The organism is Cupriavidus pauculus (genome assembly GCF_002858765.1).
Lineage (GTDB): Bacteria > Pseudomonadota > Gammaproteobacteria > Burkholderiales > Burkholderiaceae > Cupriavidus > Cupriavidus pauculus_B.
This window is the reverse complement of sequence record NZ_PJRP01000019.1, coordinates 35085-53462: the sequence shown is the minus strand read 5'-3', so window position 1 is coordinate 53462 and position 18378 is coordinate 35085. Positions and strand designations below refer to the sequence as shown.

The following is an 18378-nucleotide window of genomic DNA, read 5'->3' as shown; positions in this document are numbered from 1 at the left end:
TCATGACCATCCGCAGCCGGGCGCGCAGGCGCCTTCTTCGCCACGTCGCGCTTATTACCGCGCTCATTCCCGCGCTCTTTCCCACGCTCGTCGCCGCCACGCTGGCGGGCGGCACGACGCCGGCCCTTGCCGCCGATGCCGCGTTCCCCACCCGCCCGGTCCGGCTGGTGGTCGGCTACGCCGCCGGCGGCGCCACCGACGTGCTGGCCCGACTGGTGGCGCAAAAGATGGGCGAGGCGCTGGGCCAGCCGATGGTGGTGGAAAACCGCGCCGGCGCCAACAGCAACGTGGGCGCCGAGGTCGTGGCCAAGGCTGCGCCAGACGGGTACACGCTCTACGTCTACACCATCGCCAACACCATCAACGCCACGCTCTACGACAAGCTCGGCTACGACCCGGCCAAGGATTTCGAGCTGGTCGGCATGATCGCCCGCATTCCCAACGTGCTGGTGGTCAATCCGGGCCTGCCCGTCAAGACCGTGGCCGACTACGTGAAGCTGGCCAAGACATCGCCCAACGGGGTGACGTTCGCGTCATCGGGCAGCGGTTCGTCGATCCATCTGTCCGGCGAGATCTTCCGCACCCGCAGCGGTGCCAACATGCTGCACGTGCCCTACAAAGGCAGCGCGCCAGCCGTGACCGACCTCATGGGCGGCCAGGTGCAGTCGATGTTCGACAACACGCCCTCGGCCCTGCCGCATGTGAAGTCCGGCAAGCTGCGCGCCATCGCAGTGACCAGCGCGCAACGCATGCCGCTGCTGCCCGACGTGCCAACGGTGGCCGAATCGGGCTATCCCGGCTTCGACGTGCAGTCGTGGTTCGCCATCTCCGCCCCGGCCGGCACGCCCCGCCCCGTGGTGGACCGCCTCAACGCCGCGCTGAACAAGGCGCTTGGCAATGCCGACGTGCGCGAGCGCATGCGCGACCTGGCGGCCACGCCCGAACCCGGCACCCCCGAGCAATGCCGCACCTTCGCGATGTCCGAGATCAAGCGCTGGCACGACGTGGTGCAGCAATCGGGCGCGCGCGTCAACTAAGGAGTCCGACAGCACCATGTTTCCGATCGACCTGTTCTGGCGCGCCGCCGACCGCTGGCCCGACAACATCGCCATCGATGCCCCGGACGGCACCCTGCGCTACCGCGAGCTGGCCGCGCAGGTGGCCGCGCTGGCCGCGCACTTCATCAAGCTCGACCCTGCGCCGCAGACTTGCGTGGGCATCTGCGCCGGCAACTCGGCCCAGCACATCGTGGCGCTGCTGGCCGTGCTGGCCAGCGGCAAGATCTGGGTACCGCTGAATCCCAAAAGTACGCAGCCGGAGCTGCGCCGCATCATCGACGCCACGGAGCCCGGCATCCTCGTGCTGGACGCCGCGTACGACGCCTTGCTCGACGGCGCCTCGGGCGCGCGCACTTACACCGATCACGCGCCGGGGCGTGGCGAGACGCTGGCGTCGGCCATCGTGCAGCACGCCGATGCGGCGCGGCCGTTGCTGGGCCTGGACCGCGATGCCACGCAGGCCATCAAGTTCACGGGTGGCACCACCGGCGCGCCCAAGGGCGTGATGCAGCCGTATCGCGCCTGGCTGGCCAATATCGTCAACCAGATCCACGCATGGGGCTTCACCGAGGCGGATCGTTACGTGATGGCCGCGCCGATCACGCACGGCACGTCCACCTATGTGATGCCGATCCTGGCCCAGGGCGGCTGCCACGTGATCCTGGAAGGCAGCGGCGCCGAAGCGGTACGCGCCGCCTTCCGCGACCGGCGTGGCACGGTCTGTTTCATGCCGCCCACGCTGATCTACATGCTGATGGCGCTGCCCGGCACGTCGCGCGCCGACTATCCCGCCCTGCGCCGCTTGATCTACGGCGGTGCGCCGATGCCGCCGGAAAAGATCCGCCAGGCGCGCGATTTCTTCGGCCCGGTGGTGGCCACCACCTACGGCCAGACCGAGGCGCCGCAGTTGCTGACCGTGATCGGGCCCGACGATCTGGACGACGCGCGCAACCTGGCATCGGTGGGCCGTGCCACGTGGTTCAGCGACGTGGCGATCATGGCGCCGGACGGCCGTCTGCTGCCCGCCGGCGAGGTGGGCGAAGTGGTGGCCCGTGGCGATCTGGTCATGACCGGCTACTGGAAGCGCCCCGACCTGACCGCGGCCACCATCATCGACGGCTGGCTGCATACCGGCGACCGGGGCCTGATCGATGCGCGCGGGTTCCTGTACTTGAAGGACCGCCTGCGCGACGTGGTCATCACGGGCGGCTTCAACGTCTATCCGATCGACGTGGAGAACGCGCTGGGCCAGCACCCGGCGGTGCATGAATGCGCCGTGTTTGGCGTGCCGGACGACAAATGGGGCGAGGCCGTCCACGCGGCCGTGCAGCTGCGCGAGGGCTGCCAGGCCGCGGCCGCGGACCTGATCGCGTTCGTGCGCGAGCGGCTGGGCCCCGTGCAGACGCCCAAGCAGATCCATTTCCACGCCAGCCTGCCGCGCTCGACGGTGGGCAAGGTACTGAAGAATGCCGTGCGCGACCACGCCCTGGCCGCGCAGCCAACCGGAGACCAAGCATGAGCCAACAAGACAAGCCGGTGACCCGGCTCTGCAGCCATACGCTGACCAGCCTGCACTATCGCGACGCCAACCTCGTAGAAGACCTGCTTGGCAAGACCACGTTCACCGAGGTGATGCTGATGCAGATCCTGGGCCGCACGCCCCGGCCCGTGGACATGCGCATCGCCGACATGGTGCTGGTGGTGCTGATGGAACACGGCCTGACGCCCAGCGCGATTGCCACGCGCCTGATCTACATGAGCGCGCCCGAGAACCTGCAGGGCGCGGTGTCGGCCGGGCTGCTGGCGGTGGGCAGTTCCTTCGTCGGGACCATGGAAAACTGCTCGCAGCTGCTGGATCGCATCCTGGCCGCGCAGGACCCCGACGCCGAAGCGCTGGCCATCGCACGCGACTGCAAGGCGCGCAAGGCCCCGGTGCCCGGCTTTGGTCACCATCTGCACAAGCCGGTCGATCCGCGCGCCTACAAGCTGCTGGAACTGGGCGAAGCCGAAGCCGATCTGTCCGGGGCGCATATCGGCGCGCTGAAGCGCCTGTCCGCAGCAGTGGACGAGGTCTATGGCCGTGCGATCACGATCAATGCCACCGGCGCCGTGGCTGCCCTGCTTGGCGAAATCGGCGTGCCGACGGCCGTGATGCGCGGCTTTGCGGTGATCTCGCGTGCGGCGGGTCTGGTGGCCCACATCGTCGAGGAACAGCAAAGCCCGTCGGGCCGCTATATCTGGGATGTTGTCGAGGAAGCGATTTCCTACGTGGGCAACGCGCCGCACGGGGATCACGCATGAGCCCACACCCGAACGCCCTACCCTTGAGCCTGGCGGATCGCACCGTATTCGTGGCCGGCGGCGGCTCGGCGGGCCCTGGCTGGAGCATCGGCCGCGCCGCCAGCCTGACCTACGCACGTCTGGGTGCGCGCGTGTGCGTGGCCGATCGCGATGCGGCGTCGGCCACCGAAACCACGGCGCTGATCCGCGCCGAAGGCGGCGTGGCGGAGACCTTCGTCGGCGATGTGGCGATCGAGGACGACATCGCGCGCCTGTTTGCCGAGGCCCGCGAGCAGTTCGGGCCGGTGGACGTGCTGCACCACAACGTCGGCATCGGCAAGCCGGGCGGCCCGCTCGACACGTCGCTGGACGACTTCGACGCGGCCCAGAACGTCAATGTGCGCAGCCTGCTGCTGGCGTCGCGGCAGGTGCTGCCGTCGATGGTGGAGCGTGGGCGCGGTGCCATCGTCACCATCTCGTCGGTGGCCGGCACGCGCTACCTGGGCTATCCGCATCTGTCGTACTGCGTGACCAAGGCCGCCGTGATCCAGTTCACGCGCATGATCGCCCAGCAGTACGCGGGCCAGGGCATCCGCGCCAACTGCGTGGTGCCCGGCCTGATCGACACGCCGCGCATCGCCCATACCGTGGCGAAGCAATTCTCTGACAGCCTTGACGACGCCCGCGCGGCGCGCAGCCGGCAGGTGCCGCTGCAGCGCATGGGTACAGCATGGGATGTGGCCCACGCCAGCGCCTTCCTGGCGTCAGACGCGGCTGCCTATGTGACCGGCACCGAACTGGTGGTCGACGGCGGCCTGACCGGCAAGTACGTGTAGCGGACGGGGGCGCCGTTCAGCACCGGGGCGCGGCAACGGCGGTCAGAGCACGGATCAGTGCAGATCCGGATTGGCATAGGCTGCGCTGGTGCTGACCGACGCGTGACCCAGCTGGCGTTGCACGGCCTTGCGCCCAACGCCTCGCGCCAGCGCTTGCGCGCCGGCTGTATGCCGTAGCCAGTGCGCGCTGGCCTGCGCAAAACGGGTGGCGGCCGTGGGATCTTCGTCCGCCAGCGCCTGGCCGGCACGCGTGAAACAGCGCTTCCAGATTGCCGCCACCTGCGCAACAGACAGCGGCGTATCGTCGGCTTCGCGCAGTACGCGGCCGATCAGCGGTGTGTCGCCCGGCAGCCGCTCGATGTCGCGCCCCAGTCCGCGCGCTTCCATGTGATCGCGCAAGGCATCGATGACCGTATCGGGCAAGGCGTTCGTGCGTGGCCGATTGCCCGGCACATCCAGCCGCCAGCCATCGGCTTGCGAAAGATGCGCCACCGTCAACTGCGCCTGTTCGGAAACGCGCAGGCCCGTGGCATGCACCAGCCGCAGCATGAACTGCAGGCGCGCTGTGCGCGGGTCATCGGCCGGCAGCGCAGCCACATACCGCTTCAGATGCTGCCACTGGATGCGGCTCAGGCTGCGATCCGCCTGGATGCGCGGTGCGGCGGCCACCTCAGTTTGCGCGGCCGATGCGAACGGGTTGTCGCGCAGGTGTCCCTGCCGGGTCAGCCACGCGCACAGGGTCTTCAGGATCTTGGCCGCATGGCGAATGCTCGACGCCGACAGCGGGCCCTCGAACGGACGCCAGTCGTGGCGGTTGCGCGGCGTACCGCGTCGTCCCACCCATTGGCCAGCGGGTTGCGGATCGGCCAGGAAGGCCAGATAGGCCTCGGCATCGCTGGCGTCCAGGCCGGCCAGCGCACGGCCCCGCGCAAAAACGGTCCAGAGCAGGAAGCGCTCGGCCTGCGTGCGATAGGCACGCCAGGTGTGGCTGCCTTCCGGGCCGTAGTCCGCCAGCCAGGTCTGGATGGCCAGCACATCGGCCTGCGCGGCCGCGTGCCGCAGGGATTCGAGCGGAGCCAGCCCCGGCGGGGATGTATCCCGCGCGTCGGGCCTGTCGGCACGTGGTGGCGTCATCGCGTGCGCCTGCAGCCACGCCTCGATCTCGCGCGCAGTGGCCTCGCCAATGCCGTGGGCGTGGCGATACCAGCTACGCGGGTCCGCGACGATGGCGGCCCCGAGCGTCGCCAGCGTGGCCCAGCCCGTCTCCGCAAGCCGGCCGGCAATAGCCAGCGTGAACCAGCCGGCCACGGCATCGCCCGGCAAGGGGCGCACCAGCAGCAACGGCTGCAGGGCATCCAGCGCCCGCAGCAGCTTGCGCTGGCGTGTCCGGCGCGCGGTGGCGCTCTCGGTCGACGGCGGCACGATCATGGCCAGCCACGTCTTTTCCGTCAGGATGGCCGCCTCGCCATCGGAACGTGGACGTGTGGCCAGCCTCTTCACCCCGCGCGCCAGTTCCGTCTCGATCCAGCCCAGCGTGGTGCGTGCCTGGCGCAGGTCCAGTCCTGGGGCCAGATAGCGCGCGGCCAGCCGGCCAAGGTCGAGACCCTGCAGGTAGCCACGGTAGTAGGCAAAGTGATGTGGCCCGAGCAGCTGTGTCGGGGCCACCGGCGGGCGCTGGCGCCGGCGAACAGGCTGCCCGGCGCGGGGTACGGCGGAAGACAAGGGATAAAGGCGGGGAACCGCAAACGGCAAAGGGCGCGATGATACCCGATGGGCGAAAACAATCAGCCTGCGAGCGCCGCCGGCAGTCGCACGCGCACGCCCAGCCCGCCCAGCGGCGACGTGGCCAGCTCGAAGCGGCCGCCGTACAGCGCGCACACATCGCGCACGATGGCCAAGCCCAACCCGCTGCCTTCGGCCGATTCGTCCAGCCGCGCATACGGTTGCACGGCCCGCGTCATCGCGGCGGCGGGCATGCCGGGGCCGTCGTCGTCGATGCGGATTTCAAGCTCGGTGGCCTGCGTCACCAGATCGACGCGAATCCTGGCCTGGGCCCACTGCCACGCGTTGTCCAACAGGTTGCCGAGCATTTCGACCAGATCCTGGCGGTCGCCGGCAAAGCTGGCCTGGCCTTCGATATCGACGGAAATGGGCTTGTCGGCGTGCAGGCGGGTCAGCGCGCGCACCAGTTCGTCAACGGCGGGGCGCACCGCCACCGCGCCGCCCGCGGCCCCGCCCGCACCGGCCGCCCGGGCACGCGCCAGGTGCCGGTCCACCTGCTGGCGCATGGCGTCCACCTGCTGCATCACGCGCTGCGACGCGGGTGCGGGCAGCGTTGCCGCGTCGTTGGCCAGGATGGCCAGCGGCGTCTTGACCGCATGGGCCAGGTCAGCCGCCTGCCGGCGCGACCGTTCCACGGCCTCGTGATTGCGGCGCAGCAGCAGGTGGATCTCGTCGACCAGCGGCTGTACCTCGGCCGGCCAGGCGCCTTGCAGCGTCGGTTCCTGGCCCGCGTGCAACCGGGCCACCGCCGCGCGCAGCCGCGACAACGGCGCCAGCCCGAAGCGGATCTGCGCCCATACCGCGCCCAGAATGCCCAGGCCGAGCACACCCAGCGACAGCCACAGCAGATGGCGGAATGACCGCTTGGCCTGCCGCAGTTCGGTGCGGTCCAGTGCCACGGTGATATCGACCGGGGCATCGGCGCCGGTCAGTTGCAGGCGGAGCGACTTCACCAGCAGCGACTGGTCGCGTGGTCCGACGCGGATATCGGCATCGCCCTCGTCCACCCGGCGCTCCACGGCCACGGGGATTTCGACATCCCAGAGCGACCGCGAGCGCAGCGTCTGGCTGCCCGACGACGCCTGCCAGTAGGCCCCCGCATACGGCAGCTCGAAGCGTGGATCGGCGGGCTGGCGCGTCAGTTCCAGCTTGCCGTCGGTGCGCCATTCCAGCGCGGCAGCCAGGCTGGTCAGGTCGCGGTCCAGTTCGGCGATATAGGTGCGATCGACGTGGCGGCCGAACAGCGTGTCCAGCAGCCATCCGGTGGTGCAGAGCGTACCGGCGATCCACAGCGTGGCAATGCCCAGCAGGCGCCGGGCGATCGAGGCGCGTTTCATGCGGCGTCGGCCGGCGGCCGCATGCGGTAGCCCAGGCCCCGCACGGTCTCGATGACGTCGACGCCAAGCTTGCGGCGCAGGCGCCCCACGAAGACCTCGATCGTATTACTGTCGCGGTCGAAATCCTGCGCGTAGATGTGTTCGGTCAGCGTGGTCTTGCTGACGATGGCGCCCTGGTGATGCATCAGGTAATCGAGCACCTTGAACTCGTGCGCGGTCAGCGTGACAGGGTTGCCGTGCACGCTGACCTGGCCGCTGCCCGGCGCCAGCAGCACGGGGCCGCAGGCAAGCGTGGGCGATGTGCGGCCGGCCGACCGGCGGATCAGGGCGCGGATGCGGGCCAGCAGTTCTTCGGTGCGAAACGGCTTGGTCAGGTAGTCATCGGCGCCGGCGTCGATGCCCTCCACCTTTTCCACCCAGCTGTCACGCGCGGTCAGGATCAGCACGGGCACGTCGTTGCCGGCCTGGCGCCAGCGCTTGAGAACGGTCAGGCCATCGAGCCGGGGCAGGCCCAGGTCGAGTACGACCGTGTCGTAGGGATATTCGGTGCCCAGGTGCTCGGCGTCGACGCCGTCGGCGGCATGGTCCACCGCGTAGCCGGCCTGGGTCAGCGCCTGCGCAAGCTGGGCGGCCAGTGTGCTTTCGTCTTCGACTAGCAGGATGCGCATGGCGGTCAGGGCTTGCGGGCGCGGTCGAGATCGTGGCCCTTGGCCTTGAGCAGCCTGGCGTCGCGTGCGTCATATTCGAGCTTGGCGACGGTGCCGGTGGGCAGCAGCAGCTTGACTTCGTATTGCCAGATGCCGTCGTCGCGGTCCAGCTTCACATCGATCACGTCGCCGGCGTACTGGCGCGAGACGGTGTCCAGGATGCGGGCAAGCGGCAGGATTTCGCCGGAGCGGAGCGCGGCGCGGGCCCGATCGGCGTCGGTATCGGCCTGCGCCACGCCAGCACCGCCCGCCGCGCCAAGCACGGCCAGCAGGACCAGCATGCGGCAGGCGCCACGCAGGCGCGTGGCGGTACGGGGCGCGGGCAAGCCCGTGACGGCGGATGTGGGAGGGGGCGAGGCAGTCATCTGCGGCATTCTCGGCCGGGCAAGCTGAACGGTGCCTGAACGGAATGCTCAGGTGCCATTCAGGTGCCACGGCGCATGATGCCCTCAAGATTCCCACAACCCCGGCACCATGTCACGTTCCCGCACACTCCTGTCCCCGCGTTACCCCACCCTGCGCAGCCTCGGCGCGGGGCTGGCCCAGCTGGCCCCGCTGGCGGTGGCCATGGCGGGCGCCGGCCTGCCCTTCTGGCTCCAGACGCTGGGCCACTAGGCAGTGCCGGCGAGGCTTGGCCTCAGGAGCCGACCGTCACGAACACCGGGTTCGAGTAGAACCACAGGTCGTTGTAGTTGCGCGCATTGATCGCATCGAAGCGCGCGTTGTCCTCGGCAACCGTGATCTTCTGGTCCGGCAGCGGATCGCCGTTGGACGTTTCACCGGCCACATTCCTGCCCAGGTTGGTACCGCGCAGGCGGAAGTACTGGTTCTTCGCGGCCTTGTAGGTGTAGCTCACGGTGTTGTAGCCGTCCTTGTCCAGCTTCCAGTCGGTCGACGTGAACGTGGCGATCACCTTCGTCGAGTCGTTGGTGTCCTTGCTATACCCGGGGGTGCCGGCCGCGGCGCGCGGCGTGACATCGCCGGCGATCAGGTCGATATGGTCCACCACCGGGCGCATGTTGACGTTGGTGCCGCCATTGATCGGGTACTGGTAGTTGTTGCGATCCGGGCTCTTGAAGCGGATGGTCACAGTGACCGTCTCGCCAGCGCGGGCCTTGAGTTCGCCGCCCATCTCGCCCTTGGCGGTACCGCTGGCCAGGTTGAAGTCCAGCGCGTTGATCAGGTCGCCGAAGACCGAGAACATCTTGCCCGAGCGCACGCCTTCCAGCACGCCCTTGATGCCGGTGTTCTTGTTGTCGATCCAGACGTAGGTCTTGGCGTACTCGCCCGGGAAGTAGCCGCTGCTGTTGGCGCCGACCGTCTTGAAGTGGTGATCGGAGTCGCCCACGTTCCAGAAGCGGCGGCCGTCGCCCAGCAGCGCGTCCCAGATGCCGCCGACCTGTGCCACCACGTAGTCCACGCCACCATAGGCTCGGTTCTTGACGTTCGCGGCGATGTAGGCCGAGTTGTAGCCGCCACGGTCTGGTTCCATCTGGTTGCCGACCATGCCTTCCACGCCGAACACGATATTCGGGGCGGTGTCGTTGAATTCGCGGTAGTCGGCGACCGTGTATTTGGCGGGGTTGCGCGACGGGTGGTTGATCAGCGCGTAGCTGGTGTCGGGGAAGTTGTCGCGCAGCCAGGCCACGGCGCGCACGGCATCGGCATGGGTGGTATAGCCCTTGGTGCCCGAGGCGTTCCAGTTGGCCACGTCCACGGCGTCGAACTGGGCTGCCGCGCGGTCGGTGAAGTAATACTCGAACTGGTTGGCGGCCTTGGTGGCTGTGGCCAGCGGTGCGCCCGTGAAGATGCCCACGTTCATGTGGTCGTGCGTCGGCATGTCCCACTCGAACGCCGAGAAAATCAGCTTGCTGGTGTAGCTGCCATTGACCTGGAGCTGGCGCACGGCCGGGATCTCGTAGTCGGCCATGGCCTTCGAGAACGGCAGCGGGCCGCCCACGATGGCGGTGCCGTTCTGGTCGCGCGCGGACGAGCGCAGGTGGTTCGTGATCGCGGTCCAGTCCAGGTTGTTGGTGAGCATGGCCTGGTCCAGCACGTCGACGAGCTTGCTTTGCGCATCGTCGGATTCGGTCGTGTGGACGTGCAGGTCGCCCGTGGTCCATTTGCCGGTGACTTCGGCCTGCGGCGTCGAAGGCGTCGCAGGCTGAGTGGCGGGCGGCGTGGTGCCATTGTTGCCGCCGGTGCTGCTGGTGTCATCGCTGCCGTTGCAGCCGTAGAACGCAAAAGCGACGGTCATTGCCGCCGCCAGGCTGATTGCAGACTTCATGTGACGCATAAAACTTCCCCGCTATCCTATTGATATTTCGACCCAAATGCCGTGCGTCTTCGGCCTTGAGGTCAAACGTCAACGGATCGGCGCGCCCAAAGGTCCAGCCGCACTGACCGGTTTGTCTTTGGGCGCGATGATGACAATGTCATATGACGGGAAAGTGATGCTTTGGTGATAATTTCGGGTCGACAGCCGGGGCTCAGAACACCAGGGTGGCCGTGCCCATGACCGTGGCGGTGCTGTCCAGCCGGTTCTTGCTGGTCACTGTAGGCACCCAGCGCAGGCTGAAGGAAAGCGGCGCCTTGCCGCCCAGTTTGGTGTCGTACGTGATGATCGGGCCGATTGTGAAATCGTGGCCGCGGAAGCCGTTCAGGCGGTCGGCCGTGGGGCCGGTATCGTCGCCAAGCTGCTGGATCGTACCCATCACCAACCCCGCCCCCCACTTGCCGAATTTCTTCACGCCCATCACGTCCAGCGTGAACAGCGGCGCGTTCTGGTAGTCGGTGGCCGTATTGCGCGTATAGAACTGGAAAGCCGCCACGGCGTTGAATTCCAGCCCGTACTGCGGCATCAGGTGCGTGAAGGCCACCTGTGGCACGAAGGTCCAGTTGTTCAGGCTCGGGTTGGCCAGCGCGTTCTTGTCGTACTGGCCCGTGGGCGCCCAGACGTTGAAGCTCAACGCCATATGGGTGGTCTTCGAGAAATGGTAGCCAGCGATCAGCGGGCTGAAATACATGTCGTAGAGGTTCGACGCGCGGTCAGAGGCGCCGCGCGAGAACGTGTTGCCCCCGGGGCCGGCGAACACGGCACTGGTGTGCACCGTCGTCCAGACATACGGCAGCGTGAAGCTCGACGCGAAATTCCAGGCCCCGGGCCCGGTGTCCCAGACCCTCATCATGGTGGCCAGCGTGAACGCGATCTTGGCATCGATGCCTGCCGTGGTGCGCCCGCCAATCGGCACCTCGCGGCCGCTGCTGATCGATCCATCCATATAGAGCTGCTGCAGGTTGGCGATCCATACCGGCTGATCGGGAATCACCGCCACATTCGCCGACACGCTGGTGCCCGCCACGGGCCGCCCCAGCGCGCCTTCGGTGGCATGTCCGGCCAATGGCGACAGCAGACTTCCGACGGTCATGACACCGAGGACGGCCGAACGTGCGCGGTTCATGGAATCTCCTTGCGGGCGATGGGGGCTGGGATAACAGAAAGGGATGCTGCATCGTCTCAGATTCCCGCCCATCTTGAATTCACTTTTCTAAGTGAGTGAATTGAATGTTTTTTTGGAAACGTGGCATCGCCTTGAAATCCATTCCGCCATGGTTTCCGTATTGACCGCAGACAACGGTGCAACCGGCCGGTGCTGATGGAATCCGACGCGGGATTTTCTTATTCCCGCTTTCGTACTTTCCTTCCATCCATACCGTACTGGAGTTCACCATGATGCGAATCCATGGAGGTTTTCTCGCACACCGACGCTGGCGCGGCTGGCTCGCGACGGCTGCCTTGTTGTTGGCATCGAATGCATGGTTGCCGGATGCGAATGCGCAATATGCCTCGCAGCAACTCAAGCCGTCCGACGTATTCGATACCACGAAGAAAATCATCTACCGGGACGATTTTCGCGGCGATTTCCGGAAATGGACCTTGTCGATCGATGCGCTGTATGACCCCGCCGCGCGTCCGCTGACGTCCAATCGCGTGACCAGGGAACCAGTGGCCGGGCTGCCGGGCCGGCTGGCGGCGACATTCCAGCTACCCGGTACCCCGGGCGCATTCCGCTCGGAACTGGCGCTGCCCGCCGAGGAAGGACTGCAGGAGCGCTGGTACGGCGCACGCATTGCCGTGGATCAGATTGCCGATCCGGCCGGTTATATCGTCCTGCAATGGCATGCCGTCATGGGCAAGGACAAGGTGAACCGGAATTTTCCGAATCTGGCCATTCATCAGAAAGGCGACAAATGGGTGGTGGCCCGCGCGTGGGGCACGCCCGCCAATATTCAACGTTCCAGCACTGAGCTGCCGGGCCAGGTGGTGCCCGGCACGTTGACCAACTGGGTCATTCACACGAAATGGGCAACCGACGCCAGCGGTATCGTCGAGATCTGGAAGGATGACACGCTCGTCTATCAGCAGAAAGGCCAGAATGCGTACCACCTTTCCATCGACCGCACGCCCTATCTGAAAACCGGCATTTACCGACCGGCACGGAAGGATTCGACCATCAGCGAAGCGCCTATTGTCGTGCGTGTCACGGACATGCGGATCGGGCGTGCCGACGCCGGGTATGGCGAGGTGTCCCCGGTGCTCAGCGGCACGCTGGACAAATGGAACGGCATGCGGCGTACCGGCAGCCTGCTGTTCCCGATCGACTTTGGCAGGGAGGTCGATAAAGGCACGGTCGGATTTATCGTGCCCCAACAGGCTGGCGTCACGGGCGGGCCGGCGTCGCTGGTCTGGACTGCGGGCCCCGCAGATCGCGCGACGTTTTCAGTCGCGTTGACAAACCGGCTCGATGGCAGCAGCCGGAACGTCAATATCCGTGGCTATCGGCATAACGGTTGTACCTATGCGGCGATGCATGTCGCGGTGGACTGCCAGAATCGCAAGAACAGCCGGCTCGAATTGTTCTTTGATCGCGAAGAAAATCGCGGCCTGCCGGAAGGGCTTTATGAGGGAAATCTGACCGTCGAAGCGCTTGGCTGGAAAGATACGGCGTACCGGCGGACGATCAAGGCCAATATCCGAATATTCGTAACTGGCGCATGGCGTGAACTCAAGCCGGGAACGGTAACCGGGGTGCGAGGCCTGGATCGCCATATCCAGCGGGGTACGGTGGGCTTTCTGGTGCCTGCCCAATCCAGCGCCAGCGGACCACGAACCTCGATACTGGACCAGGTGGCACAGGACACAAAAATGACGGTCACCGTTGCAGATCAGGCAACCGGGGCGCGGTATCCGGTGGTGGTGCGCGCACGGCGCCTCACCGGAGAATGCGGCAAGGTCAGAATGAATAACATGTTCGCTTGCGGCTATAGCAAGCAAGGTGACCTGGAACTCGAATATCGCCCGGCTGATAATCCAGACCTGCCCGCCGGGCGCTATCTCGGCAGCGTTTTCGTATTGGCCCAGGGCAGTTATGAAACCTGGTTCCAGCGGCCCATCGCGATTGGGCTGGCCGTGCGGAAATAATGGCGATGCAGCCCAGCCCCTTGTGCCAACGGGGCTGGGTTATTTCAGGACTGCCGGCGACAACGCTCAGACCGCGCCGCGCGTCTCCACATACAGCGCGTACACCGAATGGCTGCTGGCCATGTACAGGCGATTGCGTTTCGGGCCGCCGAAGCACAGGTTCGGGCAACGCTCTGGCAGGTGAATATGGCCGATGGCCTTGCCCTGGGCGTTGAAGACACGCACACCGTCGAGCTTCGACGGATCGGCGCCCGGTGCGCCGCTGCTCCCCCAGCCCGCCCAGATATTGCCGTCCACGTCGACCTTGAAGCCATCGAGCGCGCCGGGCCCATTGGCGTCGATCAGCTTGGTCTTGTTGCCCAGTTGGCCGTCGGCGCCCAAGTCGTAGGCCCACATCACGCGATACGGCTGGGCGCGCGATTCGATGATGTAGAGCTTCTTTTCGTCTGGCGAAAATGCCAGCCCGTTCGGGCCGTTCAGGTCGGCGATGACCTGCGTCACGCTGTTGTCCTTCGGATCGATCCGATATACGGCGTGCGGCAGTTCCGAGGCCGCCTTGTCGCCCTCCCAGTCGCCGGCAATGCCGAACGGCGGGTCGGTGAACCACAGCGAGCCGTCAGACTTGCAAATGATGTCGTTCGGCGAATTGAAACGCTTGCCCTGGTAGCGGTCGGCCAGCACGGTGATCGAGCCATCGTATTCGGTGCGGGTCACGCGCCGCGTCAGGTGTTCGCAGCTGATCAGACGCCCCTGCTTGTCGCGGCAGTGGCCGTTGGTGAAGTTGGCCGGCGAGCGGAACACGCTCCACTGGTTCGACGTTTCGTCGAACTTGATGATGCGGTTGTTCGGAATGTCGGAGAACAGCAGGTAGCGGCCATCGGCAAAGTAGACCGGACCCTCCACCCAGCGGAATCCCGTGGCCACCTGCTCCACGGTGGAGCTGAACAGCCGGTACTTGCCGAAGCTTGGGTCCAGGATCTCGACGGCCGGGTCGGGGTAGCGCTGCGCGGCCTTGAAGTCGAAGGCCTGGGCCAGCGCCTGGCCGCTCGCGGCCACTGCGCCCATCGCGGCGCCCGCCTTGAGCAGGTGACGACGCTGGGCGTCCACACCCGTATTTTTCTTATCCATGCTGTCTCCTCATCGGATTGTGAATGGCCCATACGGGCCTCTATAGTTGTCCGACATCCTATGAGAAAAACCGCCTATCAGCAAGCACTTGTATGATGACATCCATTTCGGATGTGCCTTGCCCACATCGCCATCACGGGAAAGGTTCGGTGCTATGGTCTGGTTGTGCGCGTCCGGGACAGGACGCCTGACATGCCTTCTCAACTCTCCTGAAGCACGCCCGAACCATGGCAAGCGCTCTCCTCCTCGAAAACATTCACGCCAGCGGGCAGCAATTGCTGGGCCGCCACCATATCGACATTGCCACGCAGAGCAAGGCGCTGGCCGGCGATCCCCTGCTGGCCGCCGTACGCGACCATGACCTGCTGGGCATCCGGTCGGCCACGCACCTGACCGCCGAACATTTCGCCAACGCCCAGCGCCTGCTGACGGTGGGCTGTTTCTGCATCGGCACGTCGCAGGTCGACCTGGCCGCTGCTGCCCATGCCGGCGTTCCGGTGTTCAACGCCCCGTTCTCGAATACGCGCTCGGTGGCGGAGCTGGTCATCGGCCAGACCATCATGCTGATGCGCCGCGTGCCCGAGAAAAGCCGCGCCGCCCACCAGGGCGAGTGGCAGAAGTCGGCCAAGGGGTCGTTTGAAATCCGCGGCAAGACCATGGCGGTGATCGGCTACGGCAATATCGGCGCGCAGGTGGGCATCCTGGCCGAAGCCATGGGCATGCGCGTGGTGTTCTACGACATCCGCCCTCGCCTGTCGATTGGCGGCGCGGTGCCCATGCACTCGCTGGAAGACGCGCTGGCCGCCGCCGACGTGGTGACGCTGCACGTTCCGGCCACGCCGCAAACGCGTAACCTGCTCAATGCCAAGGCGCTGGCCGCCATGCGCCCCGGCAGCATCCTGCTCAATGCATCGCGCGGGACGGTGGTCGATATCGAGGCACTGGCAAAACTGCTAGATGATGGTCACATTGCCGGCGCCGCCATCGACGTGTTTCCGGAAGAGCCGCGCAGCAATGCCGACCCCTTTGTGACGCCGCTGCAGGGCAAACCGAATGTGATCCTTACGCCTCACGTAGGCGGCAGCACGGAGGAAGCCCAGGAAAATATCGGCGTGGAAGTGGCCACCAAACTGGCGAACTTCCTGGAAACCGGCGCCACGATCGGCGCGGTGAACCTGCCGCAGATCCAGCCCAATCCGCTGGATTCGCCGGCGCGGGTGCTGAATATCCACTACAACCGCCCCGGCACGCTGTCGCACCTGAACCAGGCGCTGGCCGAAATCGGCGCCAATATCGAGGCCCAGCAGCTGCAGACCGAAGGCGACATCGGCTACGTGATTACCGATATCAGCCTGGTGCCGCCGGCCGGCTGGGCCGAGAAGCTGATGGCGCACGACGCGTTCATCCGTTCGCGCGTGATCGAGAACCGCTAGGCAGTATTCCGTCCGCCGAAGCCCGCATGCACCTAACGCATGCGGGCGATGAAATCGGTGGATATGCCCGGCACCCCCGCCGTTTCCTGATAGCCGCCGCCCGGCGGCATTGTCATACTGCGCGAACAACCTCGCAGACCGGACATGCTTGATCCGGCAGACAATCAGGAGACAACACCTCATGCAACGACGTCGTTTCTTCCGCGTCGCGCTGGCCGCTTCGGGCCTGTCGCTGGCGGCTTCGCTCGGTACCCAGGCACTGGCGGCAGAAGACTTTCCCACCCGGCCGATCCGGCTCATCGTGCCGTACGGCGCGGGCGGCGTGACCGACCAGGTGGCACGTGCGCTGGCCGACGCGGCCGGCCGTGAACTGGGCCAGTCCATCGTCGTGGAAAACAAGCCAGGCGTCAGCGGCACGCTCGGTGCCACCCAGATGGTGACCACCGAGCCCGACGGCTACACGCTGAGCATGGCGCCCGTGGTGATCTTCCGGCTGCCGCACGTGCAGAAGATGCGCTACGACCCGCTCAAGGACCTGACCTACGTGTCGATGATCGCGGACTACAACTTCGCCGTGGCTGTGAAGAAGGACGCGAAGTGGCAGACCATGCAGGAGCTGATCGCCGACGCGAAGGCGAACAAGAAAGGCATCAGCTACGGCACCACCGGCATCTACGGCAGCCAGCACCTGACGATCTCCGAACTGGCGCGCGTGTCGCAATCGAACTGGACGCACGTGCCCTACAAAGGCGATGCCGAGGCCATTACGGCGCTGCTGAGCGGTTCGTCCGATGTGGCGGTGCTGTCGAACACGCTGCTGCCCTACGTGCAGAGCGGACAAATGCGCGTGCTGGCCACACTCTCGGAAAAACGCGCGGCGGATTTTCCGAATGCGCCGACGCTGAAGGAAATCGGCTATCCGGTGTGGTCGAATTCACCGTTCGGCATCATCGGCCCGTCCAACATGAAGCCGGCCGTGGTGAAACGCCTCGACGACGCCTTCCGCAACGCGCTCAAGGACCCGAAGTTTCTGAACGTGACGCGCCAATACGGCATGGTCACGAACTACATGAGCCCGGAACAATATGCAGCCTACGCGCAGAAGGCATTCAAGAGCGAGGGAGAAATCATCTCGCGCCTGGCCGAGGCGATGAAGAATCAGTAAGGGCTTTTTGATGGGGTCCTGGCGCCCGAGGCGCCAGGACCGACTCATGGGTACGACGCATACGCCGCCTACCCCTCAAGCCCCATCATAAAAAGCGTTCCGCGGACGATCGATCCGGGGCACGGTGTTGGCGGCGTGCATGGACGCCTTGATCGTCGGCTTCACCACCTGGGCGGGCTGGATGCCCTGTTCGGCCGCTACCTTGGCCTCGGCGGCCTGGATGTCGACCGGATAGTCGTCGTCGTTGCGGCCGGGATGGTAGCCGGCCTTTTCCACGGCGATCAGGTCGGCCAGTACCGAGGCCCGGGTGACCGGGGCCTGGGCGTTCTGGACGCTCTGGGCGAACGACATGGCGGGAGCCGCGACGATAGTGGCGGCGATCAGCAGTTTCTTCAGTGTGTTCATGATTTGCTCCTTGTTAGCAGGGGTTGCGAACAGGATTCATGATGGACGCCAGCGCCCAACTGCCTTTTTCAGATTGCACGAACTTGTCGGGTTGTCACGATCCGGCGCGAATGGGGGCCAATCATCGCTTTTTGGCGATTTGCCGAGGTTGGCAGGCGCCTTCCTCGATGTGTGCCCCCGGTCCCTGTTGCGCCATCATGTCCTGCGGGTTGCGCAACGGACATGCCTTGAGCGACAGGCAGCCGCAGCCGATGCAGCCGTCAAGCTGGTCGCGCAGCATGGTCAGCGTGCGGATGCGTGCGTCAAGGTCCTCGCGCCAGGCGGCGGACAGCCGGCGCCAGTCGGCCACCGTGGGGGCCTTGTTGGCAGGCAGATGCGCGAAGGCGTCGGCAATCGTCGCCAGCGGCAGGCCCATGCGCTGTGCCACGCGGATGACGGCCAGCCGGCGCAGGATGCCGCGCGGATAGCGGCGCTGGTTGCCGGTGCTGCGCGTGCTCGCAATCAATCCCTTCGACTCGTAGAAATGCAGCGCCGATACCGCGATGCCGCTGCGCGCGGCCACTTCGCCAACGGTGAGCGGGTCGCGCGCCCGTAACGGCCGGTCGGCGCGATGTGGGCCAGCATGGGGGACGATGTCGGGGGCGACGGTCTTTGGCATGGTGATCCCTAATTTTCGGAGAAAATTCTAAAGCCCTTGCACTTCGCGATGGTATCGCAACGGCGCTTGACCTCAAGCGCCCTTGAGGTTTGATACTGGCGCGACTT

General features: G+C 66.1%; 18 protein-coding genes. 8 read left to right on the top strand and 10 right to left on the bottom strand.

What is annotated here, in order from left to right:
* The first annotated feature begins 2 nt into the window (after nt 1-2).
* From CYJ10_RS28185 to CYJ10_RS28170, 4 genes are read left to right on the top strand one after another with little or no spacing between them, the layout of a single operon-like run.
* Nucleotides 3-1037 (top strand): Bug family tripartite tricarboxylate transporter substrate binding protein, encoded by a 1035-nt coding sequence (locus tag CYJ10_RS28185; protein ID WP_101684730.1) that lies wholly within the window; start codon nt 3-5, stop codon nt 1035-1037.
* A gap of 16 nt (nt 1038-1053) precedes the next feature.
* The gene (locus CYJ10_RS28180; protein WP_101684729.1) at nt 1054-2577 is read left to right on the top strand and encodes a class I adenylate-forming enzyme family protein; all 1524 of its coding nucleotides are present in this window, start codon (nt 1054-1056) and stop codon (nt 2575-2577) included.
* The gene (locus CYJ10_RS28175) at nt 2574-3359 is read left to right on the top strand and encodes a citryl-CoA lyase (RefSeq protein ID WP_101684728.1); all 786 of its coding nucleotides are present in this window, start codon (nt 2574-2576) and stop codon (nt 3357-3359) included. Before CYJ10_RS28180 ends, CYJ10_RS28175 begins: the two co-directional genes overlap by 4 nt.
* Complete coding sequence (locus tag CYJ10_RS28170; protein ID WP_101684727.1) at nt 3356-4174, top strand: SDR family NAD(P)-dependent oxidoreductase; 819 nt, start codon at nt 3356-3358, stop codon at nt 4172-4174. The genes CYJ10_RS28175 and CYJ10_RS28170 overlap by 4 nt, the downstream gene beginning before the upstream one ends.
* 54 nt (nt 4175-4228) lie before the next feature.
* Here CYJ10_RS28170 and CYJ10_RS28165 read toward each other — a convergent pair whose 3' ends face one another.
* The 4 genes from CYJ10_RS28165 to CYJ10_RS28150 all read right to left on the bottom strand — a co-directional run bounded on the left by CYJ10_RS28165 (nt 4229) and on the right by CYJ10_RS28150 (nt 8365).
* Nucleotides 4229-5839, bottom strand: a complete 1611-nt coding sequence (locus tag CYJ10_RS28165; RefSeq protein ID WP_257993577.1) for a site-specific integrase — start codon at nt 5837-5839, stop codon at nt 4229-4231.
* A 119-nt stretch (nt 5840-5958) separates the two neighbouring features.
* Nucleotides 5959-7293 (bottom strand): sensor histidine kinase, encoded by a 1335-nt coding sequence (locus tag CYJ10_RS28160; RefSeq protein WP_101684725.1) that lies wholly within the window; start codon nt 7291-7293, stop codon nt 5959-5961.
* Nucleotides 7290-7961: a response regulator transcription factor gene (locus tag CYJ10_RS28155; RefSeq protein ID WP_101684724.1), complete on the bottom strand. Its 672-nt coding sequence runs from the start codon at nt 7959-7961 to the stop codon at nt 7290-7292. Before CYJ10_RS28155 ends, CYJ10_RS28160 begins: the two co-directional genes overlap by 4 nt.
* A gap of 5 nt (nt 7962-7966) precedes the next feature.
* A complete protein-coding gene (locus CYJ10_RS28150; protein ID WP_101684800.1) occupies nt 7967-8365 on the bottom strand; it encodes a PepSY domain-containing protein in 399 nt (132 codons plus the stop codon).
* A gap of 109 nt (nt 8366-8474) precedes the next feature.
* Between CYJ10_RS28150 and CYJ10_RS34290 the strand changes: the two genes are divergently transcribed.
* Nucleotides 8475-8615 carry a hypothetical protein gene (locus tag CYJ10_RS34290; RefSeq protein ID WP_153949480.1) on the top strand — a complete coding sequence of 47 codons (141 nt, stop codon included), beginning with the start codon at nt 8475-8477 and terminating at the stop codon, nt 8613-8615.
* 22 nt (nt 8616-8637) lie between these two features.
* On the opposite strand, the gene CYJ10_RS28145 is transcribed toward CYJ10_RS34290, so the two are convergent.
* The 3 genes from CYJ10_RS28145 to CYJ10_RS33945 form a co-directional block, all read right to left on the bottom strand.
* A complete protein-coding gene (locus CYJ10_RS28145; protein WP_257993575.1) occupies nt 8638-10257 on the bottom strand; it encodes an S-layer protein in 1620 nt (539 codons plus the stop codon).
* 232 nt (nt 10258-10489) lie between these two features.
* Nucleotides 10490-11461: a SphA family protein gene (locus CYJ10_RS28140; protein ID WP_101684722.1), complete on the bottom strand. Its 972-nt coding sequence runs from the start codon at nt 11459-11461 to the stop codon at nt 10490-10492.
* 79 nt (nt 11462-11540) lie between these two features.
* Nucleotides 11541-11732 carry a hypothetical protein gene (locus CYJ10_RS33945; protein ID WP_146002139.1) on the bottom strand — a complete coding sequence of 64 codons (192 nt, stop codon included), beginning with the start codon at nt 11730-11732 and terminating at the stop codon, nt 11541-11543.
* Between CYJ10_RS33945 and CYJ10_RS28135 the strand changes: the two genes are divergently transcribed.
* Nucleotides 11731-13482 carry a heparin lyase I family protein gene (locus CYJ10_RS28135; RefSeq protein WP_101684721.1) on the top strand — a complete coding sequence of 584 codons (1752 nt, stop codon included), beginning with the start codon at nt 11731-11733 and terminating at the stop codon, nt 13480-13482. The two genes, CYJ10_RS33945 and CYJ10_RS28135, sit on opposite strands and share 2 nt — an antisense overlap.
* Nucleotides 13483-13548: 66 nt before the next feature.
* On the opposite strand, the gene CYJ10_RS28130 is transcribed toward CYJ10_RS28135, so the two are convergent.
* Nucleotides 13549-14610, bottom strand: a complete 1062-nt coding sequence (locus CYJ10_RS28130) for an SMP-30/gluconolactonase/LRE family protein (RefSeq protein WP_180863086.1) — start codon at nt 14608-14610, stop codon at nt 13549-13551.
* A gap of 227 nt (nt 14611-14837) precedes the next feature.
* Here CYJ10_RS28130 and serA point away from each other — a divergent pair, with 227 nt between their 5' ends.
* Complete coding sequence (gene serA, locus CYJ10_RS28125; protein WP_101684720.1) at nt 14838-16043, top strand: phosphoglycerate dehydrogenase; 1206 nt, start codon at nt 14838-14840, stop codon at nt 16041-16043.
* Between the two features lie 181 nt (nt 16044-16224).
* Nucleotides 16225-17208: a tripartite tricarboxylate transporter substrate binding protein gene (locus CYJ10_RS28120; protein WP_101684719.1), complete on the top strand. Its 984-nt coding sequence runs from the start codon at nt 16225-16227 to the stop codon at nt 17206-17208.
* A gap of 75 nt (nt 17209-17283) precedes the next feature.
* Here CYJ10_RS28120 and CYJ10_RS28115 read toward each other — a convergent pair whose 3' ends face one another.
* The gene (locus CYJ10_RS28115) at nt 17284-17613 is read right to left on the bottom strand and encodes a DUF4148 domain-containing protein (protein WP_101684718.1); all 330 of its coding nucleotides are present in this window, start codon (nt 17611-17613) and stop codon (nt 17284-17286) included.
* A gap of 121 nt (nt 17614-17734) precedes the next feature.
* A complete protein-coding gene (soxR, locus tag CYJ10_RS28110; protein ID WP_101684717.1) occupies nt 17735-18271 on the bottom strand; it encodes a redox-sensitive transcriptional activator SoxR in 537 nt (178 codons plus the stop codon).
* Nucleotides 18272-18378 lie beyond the last annotated feature (107 nt).